General features: G+C 62.6%; 19 protein-coding genes. 10 read left to right on the forward strand and 9 right to left on the reverse strand.

Annotated elements, in window-relative coordinates:
- Window positions 1-3: 3 nt before the first annotated feature.
- Both Q1A06_RS10105 and Q1A06_RS10110 read left to right on the forward strand, forming a co-directional pair.
- Window positions 4-777 carry a DUF6478 family protein gene (locus tag Q1A06_RS10105; protein WP_299562519.1) on the forward strand — a complete coding sequence of 258 codons (774 nt, stop codon included), beginning with the start codon at window positions 4-6 and terminating at the stop codon, window positions 775-777.
- 14 nt (window positions 778-791) lie between these two features.
- Entirely contained in the window at window positions 792-1,160 is a 369-nt protein-coding gene (locus Q1A06_RS10110) for a hypothetical protein (RefSeq protein WP_299562522.1), read from the forward strand.
- A gap of 86 nt (window positions 1,161-1,246) precedes the next feature.
- Here Q1A06_RS10110 and Q1A06_RS10115 read toward each other — a convergent pair whose 3' ends face one another.
- The 3 genes from Q1A06_RS10115 to gpmI are packed head-to-tail and all read right to left on the reverse strand — an operon-like array spanning window position 1,247 to window position 5,253.
- Window positions 1,247-2,581, reverse strand: a complete 1,335-nt coding sequence (locus tag Q1A06_RS10115; protein WP_299562525.1) for a S41 family peptidase — start codon at window positions 2,579-2,581, stop codon at window positions 1,247-1,249.
- A gap of 27 nt (window positions 2,582-2,608) precedes the next feature.
- Window positions 2,609-3,739, reverse strand: coding sequence for a peptidoglycan DD-metalloendopeptidase family protein (locus Q1A06_RS10120; RefSeq protein WP_299562528.1), 1,131 nt, complete (start codon window positions 3,737-3,739; stop codon window positions 2,609-2,611).
- The gene (gpmI, locus tag Q1A06_RS10125) at window positions 3,736-5,253 is read right to left on the reverse strand and encodes a 2,3-bisphosphoglycerate-independent phosphoglycerate mutase (protein ID WP_299562531.1); all 1,518 of its coding nucleotides are present in this window, start codon (window positions 5,251-5,253) and stop codon (window positions 3,736-3,738) included. Before gpmI ends, Q1A06_RS10120 begins: the two co-directional genes overlap by 4 nt.
- A 195-nt stretch (window positions 5,254-5,448) precedes the next feature.
- On the opposite strand from gpmI, the gene Q1A06_RS10130 reads away from it, so the two are divergent.
- The 3 genes from Q1A06_RS10130 to Q1A06_RS10140 all read left to right on the forward strand — a co-directional run bounded on the left by Q1A06_RS10130 (window position 5,449) and on the right by Q1A06_RS10140 (window position 9,666).
- The gene (locus Q1A06_RS10130; protein ID WP_299563285.1) at window positions 5,449-5,628 is read left to right on the forward strand and encodes a zinc-finger domain-containing protein; all 180 of its coding nucleotides are present in this window, start codon (window positions 5,449-5,451) and stop codon (window positions 5,626-5,628) included.
- 97 nt (window positions 5,629-5,725) lie between these two features.
- Window positions 5,726-8,518 (forward strand): DNA polymerase I, encoded by a 2,793-nt coding sequence (gene polA / locus Q1A06_RS10135; RefSeq protein WP_299562534.1) that lies wholly within the window; start codon window positions 5,726-5,728, stop codon window positions 8,516-8,518.
- Window positions 8,518-9,666, forward strand: coding sequence for a CaiB/BaiF CoA-transferase family protein (locus tag Q1A06_RS10140; protein ID WP_299562537.1), 1,149 nt, complete (start codon window positions 8,518-8,520; stop codon window positions 9,664-9,666). Before polA ends, Q1A06_RS10140 begins: the two co-directional genes overlap by 1 nt.
- Here the strand turns inward: Q1A06_RS10140 and Q1A06_RS10145 are convergent.
- From Q1A06_RS10145 to Q1A06_RS10155, 3 genes are all read right to left on the reverse strand, one after another.
- On the reverse strand, window positions 9,663-9,890 hold the full coding sequence (locus Q1A06_RS10145; RefSeq protein WP_299563287.1) for a DUF2798 domain-containing protein: 228 nt from the start codon (window positions 9,888-9,890) through the stop codon (window positions 9,663-9,665). The genes Q1A06_RS10140 and Q1A06_RS10145 overlap by 4 nt on opposite strands.
- Window positions 9,887-10,639 (reverse strand): TIM barrel protein, encoded by a 753-nt coding sequence (locus Q1A06_RS10150; RefSeq protein WP_299562540.1) that lies wholly within the window; start codon window positions 10,637-10,639, stop codon window positions 9,887-9,889. The genes Q1A06_RS10145 and Q1A06_RS10150 overlap by 4 nt, the downstream gene beginning before the upstream one ends.
- A 74-nt stretch (window positions 10,640-10,713) precedes the next feature.
- Window positions 10,714-11,292 (reverse strand): DUF1285 domain-containing protein, encoded by a 579-nt coding sequence (locus Q1A06_RS10155; RefSeq protein ID WP_299562542.1) that lies wholly within the window; start codon window positions 11,290-11,292, stop codon window positions 10,714-10,716.
- A 70-nt stretch (window positions 11,293-11,362) separates the two neighbouring features.
- Here Q1A06_RS10155 and Q1A06_RS10160 point away from each other — a divergent pair, with 70 nt between their 5' ends.
- Genes Q1A06_RS10160 through Q1A06_RS10180 form a run of 5 tightly spaced genes read left to right on the forward strand, consistent with a single transcriptional unit; the run spans window position 11,363 to window position 18,507 of the window.
- Window positions 11,363-12,388 carry a MoxR family ATPase gene (locus Q1A06_RS10160; protein WP_299562545.1) on the forward strand — a complete coding sequence of 342 codons (1,026 nt, stop codon included), beginning with the start codon at window positions 11,363-11,365 and terminating at the stop codon, window positions 12,386-12,388.
- The gene (locus Q1A06_RS10165) at window positions 12,385-13,269 is read left to right on the forward strand and encodes a DUF58 domain-containing protein (protein WP_299562548.1); all 885 of its coding nucleotides are present in this window, start codon (window positions 12,385-12,387) and stop codon (window positions 13,267-13,269) included. The genes Q1A06_RS10160 and Q1A06_RS10165 overlap by 4 nt, the downstream gene beginning before the upstream one ends.
- On the forward strand, window positions 13,266-16,034 hold the full coding sequence (locus Q1A06_RS10170; RefSeq protein ID WP_299562551.1) for a DUF4159 domain-containing protein: 2,769 nt from the start codon (window positions 13,266-13,268) through the stop codon (window positions 16,032-16,034). The genes Q1A06_RS10165 and Q1A06_RS10170 overlap by 4 nt, the downstream gene beginning before the upstream one ends.
- Entirely contained in the window at window positions 16,031-18,073 is a 2,043-nt protein-coding gene (locus Q1A06_RS10175) for a hypothetical protein (RefSeq protein WP_299562554.1), read from the forward strand. Before Q1A06_RS10170 ends, Q1A06_RS10175 begins: the two co-directional genes overlap by 4 nt.
- Before the next feature lie 5 nt (window positions 18,074-18,078).
- Complete coding sequence (locus Q1A06_RS10180) at window positions 18,079-18,507, forward strand: GNAT family N-acetyltransferase (RefSeq protein ID WP_299562557.1); 429 nt, start codon at window positions 18,079-18,081, stop codon at window positions 18,505-18,507.
- Here Q1A06_RS10180 and Q1A06_RS10185 read toward each other — a convergent pair.
- The 3 genes from Q1A06_RS10185 to Q1A06_RS10195 are packed head-to-tail and all read right to left on the reverse strand — an operon-like array spanning window position 18,504 to window position 26,890.
- A complete protein-coding gene (locus Q1A06_RS10185) occupies window positions 18,504-19,439 on the reverse strand; it encodes an AEC family transporter (RefSeq protein ID WP_299562560.1) in 936 nt (311 codons plus the stop codon). The two genes, Q1A06_RS10180 and Q1A06_RS10185, sit on opposite strands and share 4 nt — an antisense overlap.
- Window positions 19,440-19,442: 3 nt before the next feature.
- On the reverse strand, window positions 19,443-21,473 hold the full coding sequence (pbpC, locus tag Q1A06_RS10190; RefSeq protein WP_299562563.1) for a penicillin-binding protein 1C: 2,031 nt from the start codon (window positions 21,471-21,473) through the stop codon (window positions 19,443-19,445).
- Window positions 21,470-26,890, reverse strand: a complete 5,421-nt coding sequence (locus Q1A06_RS10195; protein WP_299562566.1) for an alpha-2-macroglobulin family protein — start codon at window positions 26,888-26,890, stop codon at window positions 21,470-21,472. The genes pbpC and Q1A06_RS10195 overlap by 4 nt, the downstream gene beginning before the upstream one ends.
- Between the last annotated feature and the right edge of the window lie 49 nt (window positions 26,891-26,939).

Raw genomic sequence — 26,939 nt, forward strand, 5'->3', positions numbered from 1 at the left:
GACATGGCCAGTTTTGGCGGAAACCTATTTGATACGGCGTTCTATACGCGTACTATTGCCAAGTGGGCCAGGAACGCGCGTCTTGCGCGGACTGCTGATCTGGCTGGCCTGCGCCGCCAGCGCATGCACGCACGGCAACTTAAGGCGAAATTGGATCATCTGATACATGTTGCCGACGAACGCCTCGCGCTGCCTCTCACCGGGTCCACCAGCTTTCCCAAGCCGCACAACGCAGATTGGGCGTGGCGACCCGAGCTTTGGCGGGGACCGCTGCCCAAGCCGGGAATGTCGTCGGTCCAGAGCCGCTCGATGCTGGGGCACGAAGCGACACTGTTTCACGATTGCCAGTTTTCCGAGCTGACCCTGCGCCAGATGCGTAACCTGCGCGAGGAAGATCTCGCGCCCTACGGATTGCGCATGGATGTTTTCCGCTTTGACGGCTCGTTTCTGTCACTGGTAATCGACCTTCCCAAGGACGGATACGATGGGCTCAAGCGGACGCATCTGATCCGGCTCGACATGATCGTCGAGATGGAAAAACCGATCGAGATTTTCGCCCGGCTCAATATCAAGAACGGGCCGAACACCGAACAGATGGTGCGCGAACTGGACCTGAGCCACCCCCAAACGGTGGCGGAATTCGATATGGCCTATTCGAACCTGAACGAGCGTCGGGTCGAGGGTGCGTGGATCGATCTGATCTTCGAGGGGCCCGAGATGAATCAGGTCGTTCTGCGGGACCTGACCTTTTCGCGCCGCCCGCGCGCTCAGATCTAAGCGGAGAAGCTTGCATGTCCACCCTCGTCCTTACGAAAACCAAGCTGAAACAAGGCGTCTGGGAAGGGCTGTTGACCGGTGCCGACAAGGACACGCTGCCAAAGCTCGACGTCACACACGAGGGCAAGGCGGTTCAGGATGTCACCGTTACCGCAGTGGATACAGGGCACGCTGTGCGAGTACCGATCCCGCAGGATGCAATTTCGGATGGCGTGCAAACGATGCTGATCGCGGACGCAGATACCGGCGCACGGATCGGCAGCATCACCTTCATGGCCGGTGAAGTGCTTGCCGATGATCTGCGCGTCGAGGTGGAGCTTTTGCGCGCGGAACTGGATATGCTAAAACGCGCGTTCAGGCGGCACTGTCTGGAGACGGGCTGAACGACAGTCCGTCATTCCCACGCGATCAAAAAATGAAGGCCGCCCCATACCGGAGCGGCCTTTTGCCGTCGCGTTGATCGTCTGGATCAGTCGCGCGGTCCGAGAGCCGAAAGCCCTTTGAGAATATCAATCGCGTAGGCCAGCTGATAATCCTCTTCGCGCAGTTCCGCCGCTTTCTCGGCCTTTGCGCGATCCGCTTCGATCTGGTCGATCTGGTCCTCACTCAGGCTATCGTTGTTGAGGCTGCCGCGCAGGTCCGCTTCGGAGCGGTTGCGGCGGGCGGGTGCGTCGTCCTCTTCATCTGCGGGGCGGCGCGGCGGTTGCGCCACAACGATGTCCGGCGACACGCCCAGCGCCTGAATGGACCGGCCCGACGGCGTGTAATACCGCGCCGTAGTCAGGCGCATCGCGCCCTCACTGCGCAGCGGCATTACGGTCTGCACGGACCCTTTGCCAAAGCTCTTTGTCCCGACCACGATGGCGCGGCGGTGATCCTGAAGTGCACCTGCGACGATTTCCGACGCCGAGGCGGAGCCGCCGTTGATCAGCACGACGATTGGCTTGCCCTCGGCAAGATCGCCTTCCTTGGCGTTGAAGCGTTCGCCATCGGTCGCCGCGCGACCGCGTGTGCTGACGATCTCGCCCTCTTCAAGAAAGGCGTCCGAGATCTTGATCGCCTGCGTCAGAAGACCACCGGGATTATTGCGCAGATCAATGACGAAGCCGCTGATGTTCTCCATGCCGCCCATCGTTTCGACCTTCTCGGCCAGCTGCTCGACCATCTTCGGATAGGTCTGTTCGTTGAACGTGCTCAGACGCAGAACCACGCTGTCGCCCTCGGTGCGCGAGCGCACAACTGTCAGTTCAATGGTGTCGCGCACGATAGACACGTCGAACGGCTCGGCCTCCCCTTCGCGCACGATGGTGACGATGATCTCGGAACCGACCGGCCCCCGCATCAGATCCACCGCTTCGTCAAGCACCAGACCAAGCAGGCTCTCGCCATCGACGTGGGTGATGAAATCGCCGGCCTCGATACCCGCCTCGTCGGCCGGTGTGCCGTCAATAGGCGAGACAACTTTGACAAAGCCGTCTTCCTGCGTGACCTCGATGCCCAGTCCGCCGAATTCGCCGCGCGTCTGCTCGCGCATCTTTTCGGCATCCTTCGGCGACAGATAGCTTGAGTGCGGATCCAGTGAGGTCAGCATACCGTCGATTGCCGCCTCGATCAGTTCACCGCTGTCGACTTCTTCGACATATTGCGCGCGGATCCGTTCAAAGATGTCCCCGAACAGGTCAAGCTGCTCGTAGACATTGTTGTTCTTCTCCGCTTCCTGCGCCAGCAGGGGGGCGGCGATCTGTGTCGTGGCGATGATACCGGCCACGGTGCCGCCGACTGCGGCCATCACAAACTTTTTCATCTACTCATCTACCTTTCCGAGGCATCTCTATCTGCTTTTGAACCAGGTAACCGGGTCCTGCGGGATGTTGTCCTGTCTTATTTCCATATAGAGCGTTTCTGAACGCTCTGCACCAGATCCATCACCATCAGTTGACAATTGTCCGGCACCGCCGCCATCGGCACCGCCCATAAGGCCAATCGGGGTTCCCGCCGCGATCACCTGTCCAGTCTCGCCGTAGACGGTCCCAAGTCCCGCAAGCACAAACAACGTATCGGCGCGCGGCTCAAGAATCATTACGTTCCCGAGGTCCAGCAAGGGCCCTTGATAGCGGATTGTCGCCGCCGTAGGCGATGTGACAATGGCGCGCGGGCGTGTCGCGATCAGCAGACCGGGGCGCGCGACACCTGCGGCATCCGCTTCGTTCATTCCGCGAAGCACCAGCCCCTGTACCGGCAGCGGCAATTCACCGATCTGCGCATCAATGGAGGCGGGCACTTCGACGCCGACGTCTTCATCCGCCACGATCTCCGACAGTCCGGATGCGAACCCCCCGAGCGTTTCTGTCGAATCGATCAGAATGGCCGTGGAAACGGGATCTTCTGTAAAGCGGCGCGGCAGATCGGTCCGGTCGGCAATCGCCTGGTTGAGCGCTGCGCGCGCCTCCTGTACCCGCGTCAGGCTGTCTCGCAGGCGGGCTTCGGCTTCGGTTTGCAGGGTGCGCAGGGTTTGTACATCGGAAAGATCGCGGCGCAGACGGTCGGCGCGTTGGTTCAGGGCGGGCGTCAGCTCGGCCAGCAACATGCCAGCGCGCGCGGTACCCGTGGGGCCGTCGGGGTGCAGAAAAGTCGTTGGGCTGTCAGTCCTGCCGATGCTTTGCAGCACGGCAAGAAGCTGACCCACCTCATTGTCACGGGCGGCCAACCTCGCGCTCAGCTGCGTCTCGCGGATTGCCGCCTCGCGCAGGCCGGTCCGCATCGCCGCAAGGCCCGTCTCGAAGGATTGGATCGTTTCGGTCAGGGCACGGACGCGGTCGCGCGCGCTATCGGCTGCGGCAAGCTGTGCTGTCGCTTCTTCCAGCAAGGCAACGGCGGTACGCGCCTGCACGGCCGCATCCTGCTGCGCCACGACAGGAGCGCCGATCACCAGCGCAAGAAGAACAAGCGCACGCCGCATCATTCCAGCAGGTTCTTTCCTGTCATTTCCGGGGGCTGATCGACTTGCATCAGTGCCAGGACCGTCGGCGCAAGGTCGGCCAACCGCCCGTCGCGCAGCACGGCATCCGCAGGACCGCCAACGACGATGACCGGCACGGGGTTGAGTGTATGCGCGGTGTGAGGACCGCCCGTCTCGGGGTCTATCATCATTTCGCAATTGCCATGATCCGCGGTCACGATCATCGCGCCACCCGCGGCTTCAAGCGCCGCCAAGGCACGCCCAAGCCCGGTATCGACGGCCTCGCACGCCGCGATGGCGGCATCCAGATCACCGGTATGTCCGACCATATCGGGATTGGCATAGTTCACCACGATCAGATCGTATCCATCCTCGATTGCCGCAACCAGCTTGTCAGTGACCTCGACGCAGGACATCTCCGGTTGCAGGTCGTAGGTCGCCACCTTGGGCGAGAGCGGCATATCGCGATCCTCGCCCGCTGCGGGCGCTTCTTCGCCGCCGTTGAGAAAGAAGGTGACGTGAGGGTATTTTTCCGTCTCGGCCAGACGGTACTGGCGCAGCCCCTTGCCCGCCACCCACGATCCCAGCGTATTTTTCACCTGTGCCTTCGGATACACCGTCGACATGTAATTGGAGTGCGTGTTGGAGTATTCCGACATGCCCATCACGGCGGACCAATCGACCCTTTCACCCCGGTCAAAACTGTCGAAGTCCGGCGCGGCGAGAGCCGCCATGATTTCACGCGCACGGTCAGCGCGGAAATTGAGGCAGAAGAAGCCGTCGCCATCCCGCGCGCCCTTGTAGGTGTCGATCACACAAGGGGCGATGAATTCGTCCGTTACCCCCCCCGCATAGGCAGATTCGACCGCCGCTCTCGCGCTTTGCAGGCGCGCGCCGCCGCCCTGCGCGATCGCGCGGTAGGCCAGCGCCACCCGTTCCCACCGATTGTCTCGGTCCATTGCATAGTACCGCCCGGTCAAAGTGGCGATTTGCACATTGGGGGGCAGCGCCACTTCGAGCTGTTCCAGATCGGCGAGGGCGGATTGCGGCGCGACATCGCGGCCATCGGTAAGCGCGTGGATCACCACCGGCACCCCTGCCGCATCAATCGCGGTGGCGGCGGCGATCATATGCGTAATATGTCCATGCACCCCGCCGTCGGACACCAGACCCATCAAATGCGCCGTGCCTCCCGACGCCTTGAGATCCGCGATGAAATTCACCAGCGCCGGCGCGCTTGCAAACCTGCCCTCTTCGATCTCCAGATCGATCTGGCCCAGATCCATCGCCACCACGCGGCCCGCGCCGATGTTGGTATGACCAACCTCGGAATTGCCCATCTGTCCACGGGGCAGGCCCACGTCAGGTCCGAATGTCGTAAGGGTCGCGTTCGGACAGCGGGCCATAAGGCGGTCCATGTTCGGTGTTGCGGCCAATAGCGGCGCGTTGCCCGCAGCGGTTGGTCCAATGCCCCAGCCATCGAGGATACAAAGAACAACAGGTTTGGGCGCGGGCATAATTAGGGTCTCCGGAAAGCGGTGCAGGCAATGACGCCTTTTAGCCATCCGCCGGGGGAGATGTGAACACTTTTATCGTGACATATCTGTAAGGCTGCGCCGGCAGGCCCCGGTTGCGGCCCGAAACCCTTGCCCGTCGCCGCCTGATTGGTCATAACGACCCAAATGCCCCTTACCCTCTCCAAAGGCCCCGATATGACAACGAATGCTCCAGAGACCCGTGTCGTGAATACTTACCGTGTCGCATGCGACGGCGGTGAAGGAGCCTTGGGTCATCCGCGTGTGTGGCTTCAGATCCCGAAGGACAGGGGGTGGATCGAATGCGGCTATTGCGACTGCAAGTTCATCCACGCCGATTTCGAAGGCAAGGTCTGAAGACAGCGCCGCATCCGGACTGATCCCCGCCTGCCCTCTGGCGGGTTTGCGTTTGCAGTGGCAAAAGAGGGACCACAGTATGAGGGAACGCAGGTACATGGCATTCGGCAAAGGGCATCACCTACATCTGATCGACGGCTCCGCCTTCATCTTTCGCGCCTATCACGCGCTGCCGCCGCTCACCCGCAAGTCCGACGGCTTGCCCATCGGGGCGGTGTCGGGCTTTTGCAACATGTTGCAGCGCTACGTCGAAGGGAACAACGGATCGGACGCACCCACGCATGTGGCCGTGATCTTTGACAAGGGCAGCCACACCTTCCGCAACGACATGTACGACCAGTACAAAGCCAACCGCGAGGCCATGCCCGAAGATCTGCGCCCGCAGATCCCGCTGACGCGCGAAGCCACCATCGCCTTCAACATCGCCTGCGAGGAAAAGGAAGGCTATGAGGCCGACGATATCATCGCGACGCTCGCGGTACAGGCACGCGAAGCCGGTGGGCGCTGCACCATCATCAGCTCCGACAAGGATCTGATGCAGCTCGTGGGCGGCGGTGTCGAAATGCTCGACGCGATGAAGAACATCCGCGTCGACCGCGACGGCGTACACGAGAAATTCGGCGTCTACCCTGACCGGGTGGTCGACGTGCAGGCGCTGGCAGGCGATTCGGTGGACAACGTGCCGGGCGCACCGGGCATCGGCATCAAGACGGCGGCGCTTTTGATCAACGAATACGGCGATCTTGAATCGCTTCTGGAACGAGCAGAGGAGATCAAACAGCCCAAGCGTCGGCAGACCCTGATCGACCACGCCGAACAGATCCGCCTGTCGCGTCGGTTGGTGCTGTTGGATGACAAGACGCCGCTGGAGTTCACGCTCGACGATCTGGAGGTGCGCGACCCCGATCCCGGGAAGCTGATGGAATTTCTGACGAAGATGGAATTCCGCACGCTGACCAAGCGCATCGCGGACGCGCTGGACGTGGAAGCGCCCGCGATCCCCGAACCGGCACCCGCCGAAGACGCGCCGCAGATCGACACGGTGCCGTTCGACGAAGCGACCTACACGCAGGTCGGTAATGCAGACACGCTGCAAACGTGGATCGACCGGATCTATGCGCGCGGCTATGTCGCCGTAGATACCGAGACCACCGGTTTGGACGAGATGACCGCCGATCTGGTCGGCATATCTCTTTGCGTCGAGGCAGGAGAGGCGTGTTATATCCCGCTCATTCACAAGGCCAATCGCGGCAACGATCTGTTCGGCTCCGATGATCTGGCCGCGGGGCAGATGGGCTTTGAAGAGGCGTTGAAGATGCTGACGCCCGTGCTGGAGGATCCGAGCATCCTCAAGATCGGGCAGAACATGAAATACGATAACAAGATCTTTGCACGGCTTGGGATCACCGTCGCGCCGATCGACGATACGATGCTGATGTCCTACGCAATGCACGCAGGTCTGCACGGTCACGGCATGGACACGCTCAGCGAGCGCTACCTCAATCACACCCCGATCCCGATCAAACCGCTGCTCGGATCGGGGAAGTCGGCGATCACCTTCGACAAGGTACCGCTGGAGGATGCCGTTAAATACGCGGCGGAGGATGCGGACATCACCCTGCGCCTGTGGCAGCAGTTCAAACCGCAGTTGCACCGCGTACAGACCACCCGTGTCTACGAGACGCTGGAGCGGCCGCTTGTGCCGGTTCTGGCACAGATGGAGCGATACGGGGTCAAGGTCGACCGTGACACGCTCAGCCGCATGTCCAACGCCTTTTCCCAGAAAATGGCCGGGCTTGAGGATGAAATCTATGAACTCGCCGGCCGCAAGTTCAACGTCGGCTCGCCCGCGCAGGTGGGCGAAGTGCTTTTCGAGGACATGGGCCTTGAGGGCGGCAAGAAGGGTGCGAACGGGAAATACAGCACCGGCGCAGACATCCTCGAAGACCTCGCGACGGAACATCACTTCCCGCGCCGCATTCTCGACTGGCGTCAATTGAGCAAGCTGAAATCGACCTATACGGACGCGCTTCAGGACCACATCAACACGGAAACCGGGCGGGTACACACGTCTTATTCTCTTACGGGCGCGTCGACCGGGCGGCTGGCATCGACAGACCCGAACCTGCAAAATATCCCGATCCGCAGCGAGGAAGGTCGCCGCATCCGCGAGGCCTTTGTCGCCGAGGACGGCAAAGTGCTGGTGGCGCTCGATTACAGCCAGATCGAATTGCGGCTGCTGGCGCATATTGCGGATATTCCGGAGCTGAAGCAGGCGTTCAAGGACGGCTTGGACATTCACGCGATGACCGCTTCAGAAATGTTCGACGTGCCCATGGACGAGATGACGCCAGACATCCGCCGGCAGGCGAAAGCGATCAACTTCGGCGTGATCTACGGCATCTCGGGCTTTGGCCTTGCGCGTAATCTGCGCATCCCGCGCGCCGAGGCGCAGGGGTTCATCGACCGCTATTTCGAGCGTTTCCCCGGCATCCGCACCTACATGGACGACACCAAGGCCTTCGCCAAGGAGCACGGCTTTGTCCAGACGCTGTTCGGGCGCAAGATCAACACACCGGAGATCGCCTCCAAGGGACCGCGCGCCGGGTTCGCCGCCCGCGCCGCGATCAATGCCCCCATTCAGGGCACCGCCGCCGATGTTATCCGGCGCGCGATGATCCGGATGCCCGCCGCCATCGAAGGTCTGCCCGCCAAGATGCTGTTGCAGGTGCACGACGAATTGCTGTTCGAAGTCGAAAAGGGCGCCGAGGACGATTTGATAAAGGCCGCCCGCGAGGTGATGGAAAACGCGTCCGATCCGGTGGTGAAGCTGGACGTAAAGCTGAGTGTCGACGCGGGCACCGGCGCGAACTGGGCGGAGGCGCACTGATGGCGCCGACTTCTGGTCCGCTGGCGGGGATCCGCATCGTCGAAATGACGGGCATCGGCCCGGTACCCTATGCCGCGATGCTGTTGGCGGACATGGGCGCCGATATCATCCGCATCGACCGCCCCGGCGGCTATCCTGCAATCGACCCGACGCTCGATTTCGCGTCGATGGAGGCGGCCTCGGTTTTCTACCGATCGCGTCCGCTCGTGCAGATCGACCTCAAGTCGGACAATGGGCGGCAGGTCATGCACGATCTCATCGGCAAGGCGGACGCACTGATCGAAGGGTACCGCCCCGGCGCGATGGAAAAGCTTGGTCTGGGGCCGGAGCCGTGCCTCGCACTGAATCCCAAGCTCGCCTTTGTCCGCGTCACTGGCTGGGGGCGGGATGGCCCGCTTGCGCAGCGCGCTGGTCATGATCTGAACTATATCGCCAAATCCGGTGCACTTTCGCTTTTCGGGCGTGGCGGGCAGCAGCCCGTCGGCATCCCGCCTTTGGTGGGGGATATGGCAAGCGGATCGATGTTTGCGGTAATGGGTTTGCTGGCCGCCGTTCTGCACGCCCGTGCTACCGGCCAGGGACAGGTCGTCGATGCGAATATCGTCGACGGGTCTGCAAGCCTTTACACGTTGCTTTCGGCGCTTTCAGCGATGGGAATGCACAACGCGCCCGCCGGGGCCAATGCACTGGACGGGGGCCGCCACTATTACCGGACCTATACCTGTGCCGATGGACGCGCTGTTGCAGTGGGAGCAATTGAACCCGCCTTTCGAAAAGTACTGCTCGACCGGTTGGGCCTGCTGGAAAACCCCTTGTTCACCAGTGGGGTGACCGAAGATGACGACGCCTGCACCCTCGAACTCAAAAAGATATTCGCCACCGAATCCAGCAACCACTGGGACCAGCTTTTCCGCGATACCGACGGCTGTGTCACCGCCGTGCTGACCCCGCAAGAGGCTGCCGACGATCCGCACAATGCGGCGCGTCAGACGTTTGTGCAGGTCGATGGCGTGCTTCAGGCCGCCCCTGCTCCGCGGTTCTCGGCCACACCGGGGAAGATCAGCAAAACGCCGCGCGACGCGAGCCGCCCCGACGCAGAGGCGCTGCGTGCATGGGGGATTTCTGCGCAGAAGCTTTCGGAGAGTTAGGAATGGGAGACCAGGCGTGCCACGACCCTGCGGGCGACGGGCGCGACAACAAGCACCGCGGGGAACGCCACCGACCAACTAAAGAGCCATGATCCGATCCATTCGACCACCAGACCGTCCACCAATCCCACCACCCGGAACGTCGCGATGAACGAGACGATCAGCGACATTAACCCTGACAAGACAAAACCAAAGACAATTGGTGCGTAGCGGGCAGGGATCATAGCAATTTCTTCCATTCAAGTGTGTCATCCGTCGGGCCGCCGGGTGTGTACTCGCCGCTGACCCAGCCGTCGTAGCCGTGCGCACGCAACCCGTCAAAAAGGGCGGCGAAATCCACATCACCGCTGCCCGGTGCGCCACGGGCTGGCGTGTCACCGAGTTGTACATGCGCCGTGATCTCGTGATACGTCTCATAGGTGGCAACGGCATCGCCGTGGATCATCTGCGCGTGAAAGCTGTCAAATTGCAGCTTGAGATTCGGAGCGTTCACCTGCGCGATGATGTCAGCGGCAAGCGCGTAATCGTTCAGGAAATAGTCGGGCTGCATCTCCGGGCACAATGGCTCGATTGTGAGGACCACGCCCGGCGCGGCAGCGCAAGCCATGCGCAGGTTGGAAACCATGACCTCCCGCGCGTGCGAACCCGACGCCTTGCCGGACATGATATGAACCATCGGCACCCGTAACGCATCGGCGTGGCGCAGGGCGCGCCGCACATCATAGGCGAACCGTCTCTCATCGCCGGGCACCGCCGCAAAGCCGCGCGGCCCGCCGGTGTAGTTGGGCGGCGGTGCGTTGATAAGGACCATCTGCAATCCACCTTGCACCAGCGCCCTCTGTGTATGCTTGGCCGGCACGTCGTAGGGAAACAGGACCTCTACGCCGGTGAAACCGGCCGCAGATGCTGCATCGAAGCGATCCAGATACGGGAGGTCTGGCCATAAATGGCTCAGGTTGGCTGCCGGTTTCATCACTACATCGACCGCGTTGCCTTGACCCGCGCAATCAGCACGGCAGATGCCACATTCGCGCGCATTGTATTTCCTCAGTCGGGCAATTCATCCGACGGAATAATACCGAAGAATTCCCCAGCCGACCAGACACCAAACCAACCGTCATGGTGCACACCGATCTCGACGAGACGGTAAAAGCTCTTGCGGTCGATCAACGCTTCGAGATTTCGGCGGATGAGGATATACGGAGAAGGCTCTCCGCTCTGCGCGTCGCGCACAACCCGGATGGGCGCGTCCGGCCCCGCCTCGGACACATCGTCGAGGTTGGTCACGAAGGTCAGCCTCTGGTCCTCTCCTTTCCCGCTTATTTCGAAATCCACGGCGATGAAAGGTGCGTCCTCTACGGTGATGCCTACCTTCTCGACCGGGGTAACGAGAAAATAATCGTCATCTTCCCGGATCAGAATGCTCGAGAACAGTTTGACCAATCCGATCCGTCCGATTGGTGTTCCCTCGTAGAACCAGGTTCCGTCACGCTTGATCTGCATGTCTATGTCGCCGCAGAACGGCGGATTCCATTTCTCGACCGGCGGCAATCCGCGCGTTTTCGCCGCTTTTACAGACGCAACCAGGCTTTCCGCCGAAGGGGTCACAGATTTTTGTCCACTCATCGCTTTTGCCATTCCCTGTTATCGAGATACACTTACTCATAGTAGATATAACTCAAAGAGTGGAAAAGTCATGACCCAAGCCGATGCAGCAGCGACAGAAGATATGGTCGCACAGATCGAAGCCTTGGGTGAAAAGCTGGGTCAGGCCCGCGAGTCCATTACCTCGCGGTTCATCGGACAAGAGCGCGTGGTGGAGCTGACGCTGACCGCACTGCTATGCGGCGGACACGGCCTGTTGATCGGTCTGCCGGGTCTGGGAAAGACACGTCTGGTGGAAACTCTGAGTACCGTGATGGGGCTGGATGGCAAGCGTGTCCAGTTCACACCGGATTTGATGCCAGCCGATATTCTCGGCTCAGAAGTGCTCGATACCGCGGCGGATGGCAGCCGCAATTTCCGCTTTGTCGAGGGACCGATCTTTTGTCAGCTTTTGATGGCAGATGAAATCAACCGCGCCTCCCCGCGCACGCAATCCGCATTGTTGCAGGCGATGCAGGAAAAGACCGTGACAGTCGCCGGACAGAACCGCGCGCTGGGCGTGCCGTTTCACGTTCTCGCCACGCAAAACCCAATCGAACAGGAGGGCACCTATCCGCTGCCCGAGGCTCAGCTTGACCGCTTTCTGGTGCAGATCGACGTCGCCTACCCCGACCGCGACACCGAGCGCGATATCCTGATCGCGACCACCGGTGAAACCGAAGACGAAGCGGTCGGCGTGTTCACCTCCAAAGAGCTGTTGGACGCGCAGCGCCTGCTGCGTCGGATGCCCGTGGGCGAGTCGGTCGTTGAAATGATCCTCGATCTGGTCCGTGCCTTCCGCCCCGAAGAAGACGGCGTGAGCGCAAGGGTGAAAGAAACCGTTGCCTGGGGTCCCGGCCCCCGCGCGGCACAGGCGCTGATGTTGACCGTGCGCGCCCGCGCCTTGTTGCAGGGACGTCTTGCGCCGTCCGCCGAGGATGTCATCGACATGGCACGCCCGGTTCTGACGCACCGGATGGCACTTAACTTTGCGGCGCGCGCGCGTGGCGACAGCTTGCAGGACCTGATCGACGAAACCGCCGCGGGCCTTGCGGGTACACGGGCCGCCGTCGCGTGACCGATCCGATTGCCCTTCGCGCCACGTCAGAAGAGGAAGCCGCACGTCTGCCTGCGTTGCTGGCCCGCGCCGAACACCTAGCGGGCGCCGTTCTGTTGGGTGCCCACGGGCGCAGACGGTCCGGCACGGGCGATGATTTCTGGCAATACCGTCCCGCACAGATGGGCGACAGCCGCCGCGCCATCGACCACCGGCGCTCCGCGATGGGCGATACAGAATTCGTGCGCGAACGCGAGTGGCAAATTGCACAATCCGTGATGCTATGGGTGGATCAGGGCGCGTCGATGCGGTTTGCCTCGACCGATGCGGTGCCGAACAAGATCGACCGCGCACGAACCCTGGCTCTGGCATTGGCGATCCTGCTCAATCGGGGGGGTGAGCGTGTGGGACTCACCGGGACCGCGCTGCCGCCGCGTGCCGGGCGACCACAGATCATGGCACTAGCGGAAATGTTCTGCCGTGACGATGCGGCAGACTATGCGCCGCCGGAACACCGCGCGATGATCCCCCATGCCCGCGCCGTGTTTATGTCCGACTTCATGGGCAATATCGACGGTGTGCGTCTCGCGCTGACCAAAGCGGCGGATCGCGGGGTGCGCGGGGTACTGTGCCATGTTCTCGATCCGTCAGAAGAAGCGTTTCCCTTCAGCGGCCGCACGGTTTTTCAGAGCATGGGTGGAACGCTCAGCCATGAGACGCTGAAGGCGAACGATCTGCGCGACCGCTATCTTGAGCGGTTGGCGGAGCGCAAGGACGAGCTGGCGCGGCTCTGTGCGCTGACCGGCTGGCGCTACGGCGTGCATCACACCGATGCCAGCGCGCAGGCGGGGCTTTTGTGGCTCTATGGCGCGCTCGACGCGCGCGCGGGAGTGGCGGCATGATGGTCCTTGGTGGCATCGGTTTCACCGCGCCTTGGCTGCTGCTGGCGCTTGCCGCTTTGCCGATCCTGTGGCTTTTGCTGCGTGCGGTGCCGCCTGCCCCGATCAAGCGACGGTTCCCCGGTGTTGCTCTCTTGCTCGGCCTCAAGGACGAAGAGACGGTATCGGACCGCACGCCTTGGTGGCTCTTGCTGCTGCGGATACTGGCGGTGGCGGCAATCATACTGGGCCTTGCCGGTCCGGTGCTCAATCCCGAGGCCGAACAAGCCGAAGGCGATGGACCCTTGTTGTTTGTCCTTGATGGCACATGGGCGGGCGCAACACGCTGGGCGCAGCAACAAGAGGCCATCGAAGCCCAGCTGATCCGCGCAGGGCGGCAGGGCCGCCCGGTCGGTTTTCTTACCCTGACGCAGCCCGAAACACCGGTGTTTCAATCCGCCAACGTCTGGCAGACACGCCTTGCCGGATTGCGCCCCGCGCCCTGGCAGCCCGATACAGAAATGATCGCAGATGCCACAGCTGCGCTGGCAGACGTCGGTCCGTTCGATACGCTGTGGTTCAGCGATACGCTTGAATACGATGGCCGTGACACCATGCTGGACGCGTTGCGGGCGCGCGGCAGCGTCGAGGCCTATCAAACTGCGATCAACGTGATCGCGATCCTGCCGGCCACTTACGAAGACGGCGCGGTCAACCTGCGGATACTGCGCGCCGCACCCGGCCCCACCCGAGAGATCGTGGTGCAGGCGCAGGGGCGCGATCCGGCCGGAAACGCGCGCATCCTCGCCGCTGTGCCAGCGACATTCGAGGATGGCGCGACGCAGGCCGACGTGTCGCTTGTGCTTCCGTCCGAGTTGCGTGCGCGGATCACCCGGTTCGACGTCGCAGGCCAACGCTCTGCCGGGACCACTACGCTGACCGATGATGGTCTGCGCCGCCGCGAGGTCGCTCTGATTTCCGCGCGCGAGAACCGCGAGGGATTGGAGCTGCTGTCACCGCTTCATTACATCGAACAGGCGCTTGCCCCGACTGCCGATCTGATCGACGGCGCGCTGACGGATGTATTGCCCGCCAACCCAGATGTGATCGTGTTGGCCGATGTCGCGACCCTGGCAGAGGCCGAAGCGGCGCCGTTGACCGAATGGATCGAGGGCGGCGGTATGTTGGTCCGCTTTGCCGGGCCGCGCATCGCCGCCAGCGATATCAGCCGCATCGACGAGGACCCGCTGATGCCCGTCCGCCTGCGCGCCGGTGGCCGCAGCGTTGGTGGCGCGATGAGCTGGGGCGAGCCGAAATCCCTGTCACCTTTTTCGAATGGATCGCCCTTTTACGGGCTCTCCGTTCCCGATGATGTAACGGTCAGTGCCCAAGTGGTCGCACAACCCGATCCAACTCTGGCAGAGCGTGTCATAGCATCGCTGAGCGATGGCACCCCGCTTGTGACCCGCAAGAACGTTGGCCAAGGCCAGATCGTGCTTTTTCATGTGACCGCAACCGCCGAATGGTCGACGCTGCCGCTTTCAGGTCTGTTCGTCGAAATGCTGGAACGCCTTGCCGTCTCGTCATCGGCGGCAACTACTGAAGCGGTGGCGCTAGAGGGGACGGTATGGAACCCGCTAAAGGTGCTCGACGGGTTCGGAACGTTGTCCGACGCGGGGACCCTGCCCGGTGTGGACGGCGCTGTTTTGGTCAGCCAGCCGACTGGCCCCGCGTTGCCGCCTGGCCTGTACGCATCGGGTGACCGCCGCCTCGCGCGCAATGTACTGAAAGCGGACGCTACGCTTGCTTCGATCAACTGGCCAGCGGATGTGCCTGTGCGCGGGCTTGCCGTCGCACCTGAACAGCCCATCGCGGGCTGGCTACTCAGCCTTTCGATCCTGTTGCTGCTGGCGGATGTCGTCGTATCGCTTTCGCTTTCCGGCCGCCTGCTCGGGCGCAGCAATGCCGCCGCCTGCATTGCCCTGACGGCCCTGTTGCTCTCTGGACACCGCGCAGACGCCCAAACGGCGGAAGAGGAGTTTGCGCTTCTTGCGACGTCCGAGCTTGTTCTGGCGCATGTCATAACGGGGAACGCACAAGTCGATGAGATCGCCAAGGCGGGTTTGACCGGCCTGAGCGACACGTTGTTCTTCCGCACGTCGGTGGAGCCTTCGAACCCCGTCAGCGTCAACCTCGAAACCGACGAACTCGCCTTTTTTCCGATGCTCTACTGGCCTGTGACACCGGACCAGCCCACGCCCTCCGCCGAGGCCTATGTCAAGCTGAACGACTACCTGCGGTCGGGTGGCTTGATCCTGTTCGATACGCGCGACGCGGATGTCGCCGGATTTGGCGCATCGAGCCCGAATGGCCGAAAGCTGCAACAGCTTGCCGCCCCTCTGGATATTCCGGCGCTTGAGCCGGTACCGGCTGATCATGTCCTGACGCGCACTTTCTATCTGCTACAGGATTTTCCCGGGCGACATACATCGCGCGATGTCTGGGTCGAGGCATCGGACCCCGCTGCCGAACAGATCGAGGGAATGCCGTTCCGCAACCTTAACGACGGTGTGACGCCGGTTGTCATCGGCGGCAACGACTGGGCGGCGGCCTGGGCTGTCAACTCGGGCGGCGGGCCGATGCTTCCCATCGGCCGCGGCTACAGCGGTGAACGCCAACGCGAGATCGCGTACCGGTTCGGTGTCAATCTGATCATGCATGTGCTCACCGGAAACTACAAATCGGATCAGGTGCATGTGCCTGCGCTTCTGGACAGGCTCGGCCAATGACATCTACAATCGTCTTCGACCCTCTCATTCCCTGGCCGCTTCTCGTCGTGGTTGCCGTGATTGCCGCGCTTGGCGTTCTTCTCGCGGTGATGCGGGGCCTCAAGGGGTGGGCGTTGCGCGGGCTGGCCGGTGCGGTCGTGCTGGCAGCACTCGGCGGTCCGTCCGTTCAGGTCGAGGACCGCGCACCATTGACCGACATCGTCCTGTTGCTGGAAGACACCAGCGCCAGCCAGAAGCTTTCTGACCGGCCCACGCAGACGACGCAGGCGGCAGACCGGTTCGCCGCACAGATTGCGGCCCGGCCCAACACCGAACTACGCCGCATCACCGTTCCGGACGGAGCGGGCGATGCCGGAACGCAGTTGATGACCGCCGTGACTGAGGCCCTGGCCGAAGAACCCCGCGCGCGGGTTGCGGGCATTGTCGCGCTGACCGACGGGCGTGTCCACGATGCCGATTTGCCCGTCGATCTGCCCGCGCCGATGCACGTTTTGCTGAGCGGGCACGAGTCAGATTGGGACCGCCGTTTGTCGGTGCGCAATGCGCCAGCCTTTGCGATCATTGGAGAGCCTGTGGTTCTGACCCTGCGCATCGATGATTTCGGCGCCGCACCCGCCGGCGCAACGCTGGCCGAGTTGGATATCTCCATCGACGGTGAAGAACCGCAACGCTTTCGCGTACCGATCGGAGAAGACCTCGAACTGCCGGTGACACTGCCGCACGGTGGCCGCAACGTGATCCGCTTTTCGCTTCCCGAAGCCGAAGGGGAGCTGACGGACCGCAACAACGCCGCGATCATTCAGATGAACGGGGTACGCGACCGCCTGCGTGTCCTGCTGGTCAGCGGCGAGCCGCACGCCGGCGGGCGCACCTGGCGCAACTTATTGAAATCCGACAGTTCGGTGGATCTGGTGCACTTCACCATCCTGCGACCGCCCGAAAAGCAGGACGGAGTTCCCGTGTCGGAATTGTCGCTTATCGCGTTCCCAACCCGCGAGCTATTTATGGAGAAGATCGACGATTTCGATCTGATCATCTTCGACCGCTACAAGCGGCGGGGCATCCTGCCTTCTCTCTATCTTGAAAATGTCGCGAACTATGTCCGGGGCGGTGGGGCGGTTCTTGTCGCTGCCGGGCCTGATTTTGCCGGTGCCGATAGCCTTTACCGGACGCCTCTCGGGGCTGTACTTCCTGCCGCGCCGTCCGCGCGCGTGATCGAACAGCCCTATTTACCGCTGGTTTCGGATTTGGGTCAACGTCATCCGGTAACTTCGCAACTGCCGCAAAACGGCGATTGGGGTCGTTGGCTGCGCCAGATCGACGTTGACGCCGCGTCGGGCGATATCGTGATGACAGGCGTGGATGGCAGACCGCTTCTGGTGCTCGACCGGGTCGAGGAAGGGCGCGTGTCGCTGCTGGCGTCGGATCATGCATGGCTGTGGAATCGCGGTTACGAGGGGGGTGGGCCGCAACTCGAATTGCTGCGCCGATTGGCGCATTGGATGATGGGCGAACCCGAACTTGAAGAAGAGGCTCTGACGGCCACTGCCGAAGGCCGGACAATGCGGATCGAACGGCGCACCCTGTCGGACGAGGTTGCTCCGTTGGTCATCACTGGCCCAGATGGCGCCAAAACGGAAATGCCACTGTCGCCTGCAGGGCCCGGCAAATTCGAGGCTGTGTTCACCGGGCCGGAGATCGGGCTTTATCGGCTTGAGAACGGCGACCAGATAAGCGTGATCGGCCTCGGCCCCGCCGCGCCGCGTGAGTTCGTCGAGACGATTGCGAGCGGCGAGGTGCTCGAACCCGTGGTCGCAGCCCTGCGCGGGGGTGTAGCACGCATCGATGAGGGATTGCCGCGCATCCGCAATGTGCGTGCCGGCAGACCTGCGGCAGGTCGCGGCTGGATCGGATTTACCCCCCGCAACGCTTACGAAACGCGCGATGTACGCCAGACGCCTATTCTGCCCGGCTGGCTGGTGCTTTTGCTGAGCGCCGGATTGATCACCGCCGCGTGGCTGCGTGAAGGGCGGCGCTGAACCCGATGTCCGTTCGCGCCCTGCTCCCGACCGATTTCGATGATGCGCTCGTGCTCTACCGGCATCTTACCCGCGACCCCGTCCCCGTCAGCACCAGTTTCGAGGCTTTCCGCACGGTCTTGGCGCATACTGGCACAACGGTCTTCGGTTTCGAGCAAAAAGGACGGATCATCTCGATGATCACGCTGCATCTGTTGCCGAACATGACATCCGGCGGCAGGCCCTACGGATTGGTTGAAAACGTCGTGACGGATCCGGCGTACCGCGGGGTGGGCGCGGGCCGCGCTGTTTTGACGGCAGTCACAGATCACGCGCGGGCCGCTGGTGCGTACAAGGTCATGCTACTTACAGGTTCCGCGCGAGGCGCGCGCGGCTTCTACGAAAAGCTGGGGTTCTCAGACGCGGAAAAGCACGGAATGGTCCTGCGCCTCTAAAGCAAAATGCTGGCCCAAAACGGTAACACGATCAGCGACAGCGCCACCTGCCACGTCATCACGTCCGCATAGAGATTCGCATCGCTGCCCATCTGTTTGGCGACAATGTACCCATTGGAGGCCGCTGGCGCTGCAAACACCAGAACGCCCGCGAAGATCTGCACAGGCTCAAGCTGCATGGCGCTACCCACCGCGACGAACAGGCCTGTCGACGCGAAGGGGCGCATGGCAATTCCCGGCACGACGCGCCAATCGACGCGCACAAGGCGTCTCAGACTGATGCCAGCACCCACGGCCATCAGACCGACTCCCAGCGCCGCGCGTCCGATCATGTCCAGTGTGGCCACGATTGCCGGCGGCAAGGAAACGCCGCTGACGTTGATGATCAACCCAGCGACACAGGCCTGTATCAGCGGATTGCGCACAAGCGTTCCAATCACCTTTCCGAGACTGGGCCTCGCAGGACCGAAGGAGGCCAACACCAGTATACAGATCACATTGATCAGCGGGATCAACACGGCGATTGCGACGGCAAGCAATGCAATCCCACCGGAGAGGAACTGTTCAGCCGCAGCGAGGGCCACAAAGGCGTTCCACCGCGCGCCGGTCTGGAACAGTGAGGTAAAGCTGGGGTTGTCGAGCACCGTGTGCGGCAGCAGCCGCAACATCATCGCAACCGCAAATAACAGCACAAGTGTAATCACGAGAGCGACGCCAAAATCACCGTAGCGCGCAATCGAGAGATCGGACCGGGCAATCGCCAAAGCCAGCGTGGCGGGAATAAGCACTCGAAATGAAAGCGTTTCGATACCTGCCCAACTGGCGGGCGGAATGATCCCACCGCGCGCGATGCCGTAGCCGACGGCAATGACGAGCAACAGGGGTGCGATGGCAAAAACAAGCGTTATGCAGCCGGGATGCCCCTTCGACACGGATTAGTCCAGCCGGATCAGTACAGAGTCGCTGCGCCCCTTCGCGTCTATGACAGCAATCCGCGCAAACCCTTTGGTTTCAGGGTGCACCACCGCCTCGCGCCGACGCAGCGTTGTCATGACCGGCGCGCCATTGATGAGTACCGTCAGCGGCAACGTCCCCGCTTCGAACTTGAGCGGTACACCATCCTCGCTGGACCGCAGCACGGCACCGTCCGGCGGAAAGCGCACCTGCGGTCTCTGAGGATCGGGCGCGAAGGCGGCGGTCCGGCTGCGAAACACCCGCAGGTGCTGCGGCAACCGGGCGGTTCCCGCAATCAAGGTATCGGGAGGCGGAGAGCGCAGCGGCACAGGTTTCGGGCCAATCCGGCCGAAGGCTTCGAACAGGATCGGGGCCGCGAGATCGCCGCCGAAGGCACCGGGCACCGGCGTCCCGTCGGGACGCCCAAGCCAGATGCCGACGACGTGGCGCCCGTCAAAACCGATGGCCCAAGCGTCCCGATGACCGTAGGATGTACCCGTCTTGTACGCGATCTCTCCCGCGCGCGCCGCGGAGCCTTTAGGCGGGGTGATGTTCGACAGAATATGCGTGACCTGCCATGCCGCGACATCCGACATGATGCGCGCGCCGCCGGATGCACTGTCTGCCGCGGTTATCGTCAGCGGACGCGCTTGCCCGCCGCGCGCGATACCTGCATAGAGCTGCATCAGATCCTGCAGGCTCAACCCGACACCGCCCAGCGCCACTGCAAGCCCCGGTGCGCCGGATGGGATGACAGGATCCGTCCCGGCCCGCTTCAGCCCGGCCATCAAGTGTGCTGGCCCAAGCTCATGCGTCAGAACGACGGGCGGGATATTCAGCGAAAGCGTCAGCGCGTCACGCACCGTCAACATCCCCCGGAACACACCGTCGAAATTCTGCGGCGCATATCGCCCGAAGGCGACCGGCGCATCGTTGATCAGCGTATCTGGGTGCACCAGCCCCCGATCAAAGGCCAGCCCGTAAATCAGTGGTTTCAGCGTTGAACCCGGCGAACGCAGCGCACGGGTCATATCGACAAACCCCAGCGCACCATCCCGCGCGGAATATGCAGGCGAGCCGACATATGCGAGGACGTCGCCGTTTGTGTGGTCCGCAACCATGATCGCGGCGGAGACGCCAACCGCTTGCCCCGTCACGGCACGGCGGGCGAGCGCCTCCATTTGCTGTTGCAGACGTGGATCGATCCGCGTGTCGTGGCGCAGGGCAACAGGATCGGCGGCGTGGAGATATGCCGCCAGATGTGGCGCGCTTTGTGCAAAGGGCTGCATCCGGTGTGGTACGTCCGCCTGTTTCGGTTCGCGCGAATAACCAAGCCGCGCGAGCACCCGGTCACGGGCCGCGCGGGCGGCACCGGGATGCCTGTCGGGTCGCCGGCTTTCCGGCGCTTGCGGCAGGGCAACCAACAAAGCGGATTCAGCGCGCGTCAAACGACGCGGCTCCTTTCCAAACCACACGTGCGATGCAGCGCGCACGCCCTCGATACGGCCCCCGTAGGGCGCGTGGAGCAGATAAAGCGTCAGGATCTGATCCTTGCTCATCCTGCGTTCGAGCGCCAATGCAAGACGGATCTGACGCAGTTTCCCCCGCACGCTACCGGTGCCGGAGTTTTCAAGTAAACGCGCCACCTGCATGGTCAGGGTCGAGCCGCCAGAGACGATTTTGCCATGCCGCGCCGCTTGTGCAACCGCCCGCACAAGAGCCCGTTTGTCGACGCCATCGTGCGAATAGAATCGCTTGTCTTCGTAGGCGATCAGCATCTCGATGAACTGCGGATCGGTCTCATCGAGATGCAGCGCAAGCCGCATCCTGCCATCCTCGACCGCGAGCGCCCGCAACAGGCTGCCGTCACGCGCACGCACCTCTACGGCGGGGGTTGTCAGCAGCGGTGGCAGTTGGGTCGCGGTTATCCAGCTCTCCACCCGGTCGCGCCCGTGGGCGGCGAGGCCCAGCAGCAGGACACCGGAAGCGAGGGCCGCCGCAACGCGGTTCATGGGATTACGGTCACCCGGCCCGCGTCGGTATTCGCCCGGTATTCAGGGCGGTACATATCCGTCACCAGCGCGGCGGGATGATGATAGCGCCCCGGCGTCACCGCGCGGACGACATAGGCAAGCTGAAACGTGTCGGTGCCCTCGTGATCGACCGCCGCAAGAAAACGGTCGGCGAGAAACTGTGTATTCCGGGTTTCAACGGGTTCAAGCCAGTCCAGACCGGCGACGTCGCCCGACTGCAGCAGGTTCGGATTATCAATCTCAAGACCGCCGGGCAGCGGATCATCAATCATTAACCGCGCGCCGATGCTCTCGAACGGTTGCACTTCGAGCACCATGACAAACCGCGTACCGGAGGGGAGTTCGCCTGATACTTCGACCCCTTCCATCGTAAAAAGCCGTCGGGAAAGCGCATAGCCATAGCCGCCGGCGACAGGCGCGGCTTCTGGCACGCCGTAGGTTGTCAGCGTGAGGTCGGTAGTCGTATCACCGGCATTCTGGATGCGCACGGTTGTAGGATCACGGTCGCTCAACCGTCGCACCATGGCACCCGCAGCGGGAACACCGTCCACAAGGATCGTACCGCTCGCCGTTCCCTGTTCCATCGCATCAGCAGCCAGTACCACCTGCGCCGCTTCCTGTGTCGACAGGCGACGCTGCGACGCCGAAAGATGTGTACCGATCACGCCGAAATCGACCGCACTGCTGCCTGCTTCGGTCGCAAGCGTCATCACCGCAGCCGCATCTCGCAAATGACTGCCGAAATCATCCCGCCAGCGATCGGGTTCGGGCGCGCGTACCAAAAGCGAGGCCGCGCGCGCGAACATCCGGTCTGCACGCGCTGGATCGCCGTAGGCTGCTAGTGCCGCTCCCACCTGAGCGGCGGCCATTGGCGTGGCAAAGGCGTCTCCCTTGGTATCGGCATAATACCGAAGGTCCCCCATCTGGGCGGCACCCGCCCGCGCAAGCACCAGCAGTGCATAGGCGATGCCTTCGCCGCCGCTATCGAAATCCGGCGCAAAATTGACCCGGTTGCGCAGGTTGTCCATCGCAAGCGCGAGCGCCTGCCCGGACACGGCATACCCCTGCGCATCCGCGCGCCACAGAAAATCCGTGACGTAAGCATCGAGCCAGACATTCCCGCCCTCGGCCCGCCACATTCCGAAGGCGCCGTTTGACGCCTGGCGGGCAAGCACGCGGGCGATGCCCGCCTCAACCTTTAGCGCGATGTCCGACGGTGCGCCCAATCCCGCGTCAACAGCCAAGTCCCCCAGATACAAAAGTGGCAGCGCAGCGGACGTCACCTGTTCGGTACACCCATAGGGATATCGGTCAAGCTGTTGCAACAGCCCCGGCACATCGAAGCGCGCGAGCGGTCCCGCCGTCAGCGTGGCGCTGGCGGTACCCGCGCGCAGACCGGCAAGGGCTTCGGTGTCGAAGGTAAACGTCTCCCCTGCCCCAAGGCTGAAGCGGCGGGTGGTCGCCACTTCGGGATCGTTCTGTCGTACGGGCACAGTCAAGGTGCGTCGCAGGACCTTGTTATCGGGTGTTGTCAGACGCAGTGTAACCTCGTGATCGCCAATCTCACGCGCGCGCATATCGAGCGGCAACTGCACGGCGCCCGCTTCCGGGAGCGTGACGCGCGCCGGAACATCACCCATCGCAATGCCCGCGTCAGCGAATACCTCCAGCGACATATCACCAGCCGGTCCGCTAGTGTGCACCAGCTCCAGCAACAACCTGCTTTCGTCCTGTGGGGCCAGCAGGCGCGGCGCACTCGCCGCGATCACGACAGGGTCACGGGCCAGCACGTCCTGCACGGCGTTGCCTACGCCACTATCGGACCAGACGACCGCCATGAGACGGATCGTGCCGTTGAAAGCAGGCCGTTCTACGTCAATCACCGCGCGGCCGTCGGCTCCGACACGGACCGGTCCGCTGAAGAACGCCATCAACGCTTCGGTAGGTGGCGGGGACTGAAGCTGCGCGTTCGCTGCCGCGTCACCACCGGAACGCACAGTTCCCATCGCACCGTTCAACCCGTCGATCAGGCGCCCGTACATGTCACGCAGCCCCACACCGAGCCGCCTTTGGCCAAAGTAGTGATCGGAAGGATCAGGCGCGTCGAATGCCGTCAGATTGAGGATGCCGACGTCCACAGCCGCCAGCGTGACATATGCCGTTTCACCCGTCGCAATGCCTGAGACCGAGATCGGCACGCCCAGAACACCCTGTTGTCCATCGACTTCCTGCGGCGCATCCAGCGTGACGGCCAGCAGCTTTGCAGCAGGGCGGACAGCCGCATGCGCAAGGCCGAGACTGCGCGCAGGGTTCAACCCTTCGGCAAGGTCCATCGGCCGGATCACCGATGCGGTCACATAGGCGCTGCTGCCCCAGTCCGCCGTGACCGGGATGGCGACCGTGTTTTCACCCTTTGTCACTGCGACGGCCTGTCGCGAGATAACGCGGTTCGACACTACGGATACAAGTGCCACCCCTTCATCGGGCGCGTCGATGCGGAACTGTGCCGTGTCGCCGGTATCATAGGTTGCGCGGTCAAGCGAAACGGCAAGGAAGTCAGGCGTTGCGGTCGCATCGTCGCCGCCGTACCAACCGGCGGAGAAGGCAACCGAGCTGCTGGCATAGGGCATATCGCGCTGCGCGACGACCAACTCGTAGCGTCCCCAGTCCGTGGGCACCCCGAGCGCGGTAGGTGCGTCCGTCAACGTCAGGTCTCCGGACGCGACGCGGATGCGGCGGGTGACCGGCTCCCAGTTCCAGTTGCCGTAACTCTGATACCATTGATAGCGTGTTTCGACCTTGTTGATCGTCCAAACGACCGGCATCTCGCCTGCGGTCGCGATCAAGTCGAACTGCGCCTCTGCACCTTGCGCCAACACGTCATCGAACAGGGGCTTAATGCCAATCATTGCGCCGTCGGGGGCGATCTGTTTTTCCAGCCGACGCTCCACCGGACGACCAGATCCTTCGGACACCCGCACATTCAGCACCGCATCGAGCGGTTGTCCGGGTATTTCATCCAGCTCAGGCAGATCGACTTGTAGCATCGCCGTGCCCTGCGCATTGGTTTGAACCGGTGCAAGGTAGGTGGTGCGTGGGGAAAACTGTGCATCATGGTTGCCAAAGCGATAGCCGGGATAGGCCTCGCGCGTTTGTGTGATGCGCAGACGCACGTCGCCCTCGACGGATAGACCCGCGCCCGGCGCGCCGAACAGGTACTGCGCCGAGACGGCCAGCGGCGGCGTGTCACCAATGCGCAGCGGCGCGTCAGGTAACGATATGTCGAACGCGATCCGGTCCGGCAGAAAATCCTCGACTAACACGGTTTGCGAGGCAAGTGGTCCTTCGGCAGAATCCGCCATCACATCCAGACGCCACGCGCCGCGCGGTGCCTGCATCCCCACCGGCAGGGCAAAGACATGCCCGCCTGCCACACTATTGCGGCTCAGCGTGCGGCTGTATTCCACGCCGTCAGGCCGTTTGAGTATAGCGACCAGCGGCAACCCGTCCAGGGCGGCACCCTTGGAATCGCGGGTCAGCACGGTGGCGAAAATGGTCTCTCCCGCGCGGTAGGCACCGCGATCGGTTGTGAGGAAGGTATCTATCGGCGGGCTGGGCGGGTGGCCTTCGACACCACGGTCGGACAAATCGAAGGCAGCATCGCTGAGCGACAGGAACGCGGCGTCGCCATCCTCTGACTGCGCCATCAACAGGGCCGGCGCGCCCGGGCCCTCGCCGCGCGTCAGCCCCGCAGGAAAGTCGGCAAAGCCCTGGGCGTCGGTCACGGTTTCCCCAAGCACTGCATTCGCGCGCGAGATCAACTGAAGCGTTACACCCTCCCGTGCCGCCACATCGCCAAGATCCCGCACAGCTACATGCAGGCCGTCCACGCCCGAAATCGTGGAGAGGCCAAGATCGGTTAGGATGAACCATTGCGTCGCCGCGGGATGGTCATAGGGATCCTGACCCTCGATCGACGCGCTGAGTGTGTAAATACCCGGTGCCTGATCCCTCAAGATGTCCGCCAGCGGCAGACGGGTGGTCATTGCCGCGTTCAGCGTGTTGCCGACGTCTCCGGTGCCGCTCCAGATTTCCTGAGCTATTGTATCGGCGAACCTGTCCTCTTCGTATTTGTTCAGCGGTTTGCCGAAATAACTGTCTTGCATGGCCCTTAGCAGGTTGCGGTCGCTGGTTCGGCGCAACGTCAGTTGTATCTCGTCGGTATTGACCGTCTCGACAGGAAGAGCCGCCTCAGCACTGCGCGGCAGTACATAAGCGCGACCGGTGAACCGTACCGATGGCGTGCGATCCCGCACATACAGGCCCAGCGTCACGCCCTTGTGCAGAGTTTCACCGCTGGCCGCCGGCAGCCCCTTGCGGAAGGTTACGGTATAGCGCGTCCCATGGCGCACCCCTTCGATACAGATCTGCTGGTCCGATGCATCGACGACGAGCGCAGGGTCCTCAAGACGCACGAAAGGCTCGTAATCGACCCCCGACTTTACCAGCTTCTCGGAGAACTCCGCACAGATGCGCGGCCTGTCGCTGTCGTTGTCGACGCGCGTATCGGTGATGCGAAAGCCGTACTTGCCGATGGCCTTGTCGAGCGCATCCGATAGCTCTTGGCGCGGTGCCAGCTCCATCGCAAGACGCAAGGGTGCTATCATCTCATAACCCCGCCCGTTGGCGTCAAGCGCACGCGCCAGCAGGTCCAGTGCAGTCACACGGGTCTCTGTCGTTCGGGCACGCAGATAGGCATTGATGGCCGCCGGAACCGCCTCCGCGCGCAGCCCTTGTGCAAGAGTGCGCGGCGTGTCGCCTTGCGGGCGCGTCCCGAGCCAGGCCAACCGCGCCCAAAGTTCGCCGGTATCGGCAAGCGAAACCGCTGTTCCGGTCCAGCGCGCGGCACCCTGCGTATCGCCACGTCTGATGGCGTCTTCCATCGCAACGGTCGCGTCCTGCAACGTTACGGTACCGGCGGGGTACCGAATTGCGATGTCGTCGATCAGGCTATGAGACGCGGTAATGTCCTTTTCCGACAGAAAAGCCAGATCGCCGACGCGCACACCGGCAAGATCAAGCGCAGCGGATGTCGTAGCGATCTTGCGCCCGGACAGGGCATCTTGATAAAATTGCGCGTCCGAAACAGAGGATTTCGGGAAGCAGGCCTTGGAACGATTGTTGAATGTAAACGCAACGCAGGCCGATTGCGCAGAGCACGCCCGAGCGCACGCGGCGCGCGTGGTGTCGAACAACGGCCCCAGATCGGCACCGTAGAAATCGGTATCGACGCTGTAGACATAGCGGTGTTCCGGCACCGCCTGTTGTGCTTGAGCGGGCACGCAGAGTGCCGCTATCCAAAATGCCGCGCTGACAACCAGACCTGAAAACCGCATACCGGATTCTCCTTTAGACCTCCTTCAGCGTCGCACAGGCGGCATTCAT

The sequence above is a fragment of the uncultured Sulfitobacter sp. genome (genome assembly GCF_947497275.1).
Classification (GTDB): domain Bacteria; phylum Pseudomonadota; class Alphaproteobacteria; order Rhodobacterales; family Rhodobacteraceae; genus Sulfitobacter.

What these genes read in the sequence shown, in the direction of transcription:
- Q1A06_RS10105 (WP_299562519.1), top strand. Translation starts at nt 4, where the DNA reads ATGGCCAGTTTTGGCGGAAACCTATTTGATACGGCGTTCTATACGCGT.
- Q1A06_RS10110 (WP_299562522.1), top strand. Translation starts at nt 792, where the DNA reads ATGTCCACCCTCGTCCTTACGAAAACCAAGCTGAAACAAGGCGTCTGG.
- Q1A06_RS10115 (WP_299562525.1), bottom strand. Translation starts at nt 2,581, where the DNA reads ATGAAAAAGTTTGTGATGGCCGCAGTCGGCGGCACCGTGGCCGGTATC.
- Q1A06_RS10120 (WP_299562528.1), bottom strand. Translation starts at nt 3,739, where the DNA reads ATGATGCGGCGTGCGCTTGTTCTTCTTGCGCTGGTGATCGGCGCTCCT.
- gpmI (WP_299562531.1), bottom strand. Translation starts at nt 5,253, where the DNA reads ATGCCCGCGCCCAAACCTGTTGTTCTTTGTATCCTCGATGGCTGGGGC.
- Q1A06_RS10130 (WP_299563285.1), top strand. Translation starts at nt 5,449, where the DNA reads ATGACAACGAATGCTCCAGAGACCCGTGTCGTGAATACTTACCGTGTC.
- polA (WP_299562534.1), top strand. Translation starts at nt 5,726, where the DNA reads ATGGCATTCGGCAAAGGGCATCACCTACATCTGATCGACGGCTCCGCC.
- Q1A06_RS10140 (WP_299562537.1), top strand. Translation starts at nt 8,518, where the DNA reads ATGGCGCCGACTTCTGGTCCGCTGGCGGGGATCCGCATCGTCGAAATG.
- Q1A06_RS10145 (WP_299563287.1), bottom strand. Translation starts at nt 9,890, where the DNA reads ATGATCCCTGCCCGCTACGCACCAATTGTCTTTGGTTTTGTCTTGTCA.
- Q1A06_RS10150 (WP_299562540.1), bottom strand. Translation starts at nt 10,639, where the DNA reads ATGAAACCGGCAGCCAACCTGAGCCATTTATGGCCAGACCTCCCGTAT.
- Q1A06_RS10155 (WP_299562542.1), bottom strand. Translation starts at nt 11,292, where the DNA reads ATGAGTGGACAAAAATCTGTGACCCCTTCGGCGGAAAGCCTGGTTGCG.
- Q1A06_RS10160 (WP_299562545.1), top strand. Translation starts at nt 11,363, where the DNA reads ATGACCCAAGCCGATGCAGCAGCGACAGAAGATATGGTCGCACAGATC.
- Q1A06_RS10170 (WP_299562551.1), top strand. Translation starts at nt 13,266, where the DNA reads ATGATGGTCCTTGGTGGCATCGGTTTCACCGCGCCTTGGCTGCTGCTG.
- Q1A06_RS10175 (WP_299562554.1), top strand. Translation starts at nt 16,031, where the DNA reads ATGACATCTACAATCGTCTTCGACCCTCTCATTCCCTGGCCGCTTCTC.
- Q1A06_RS10180 (WP_299562557.1), top strand. Translation starts at nt 18,079, where the DNA reads ATGTCCGTTCGCGCCCTGCTCCCGACCGATTTCGATGATGCGCTCGTG.
- pbpC (WP_299562563.1), bottom strand. Translation starts at nt 21,473, where the DNA reads ATGAACCGCGTTGCGGCGGCCCTCGCTTCCGGTGTCCTGCTGCTGGGC.
- Q1A06_RS10195 (WP_299562566.1), bottom strand. Translation starts at nt 26,890, where the DNA reads ATGCGGTTTTCAGGTCTGGTTGTCAGCGCGGCATTTTGGATAGCGGCA.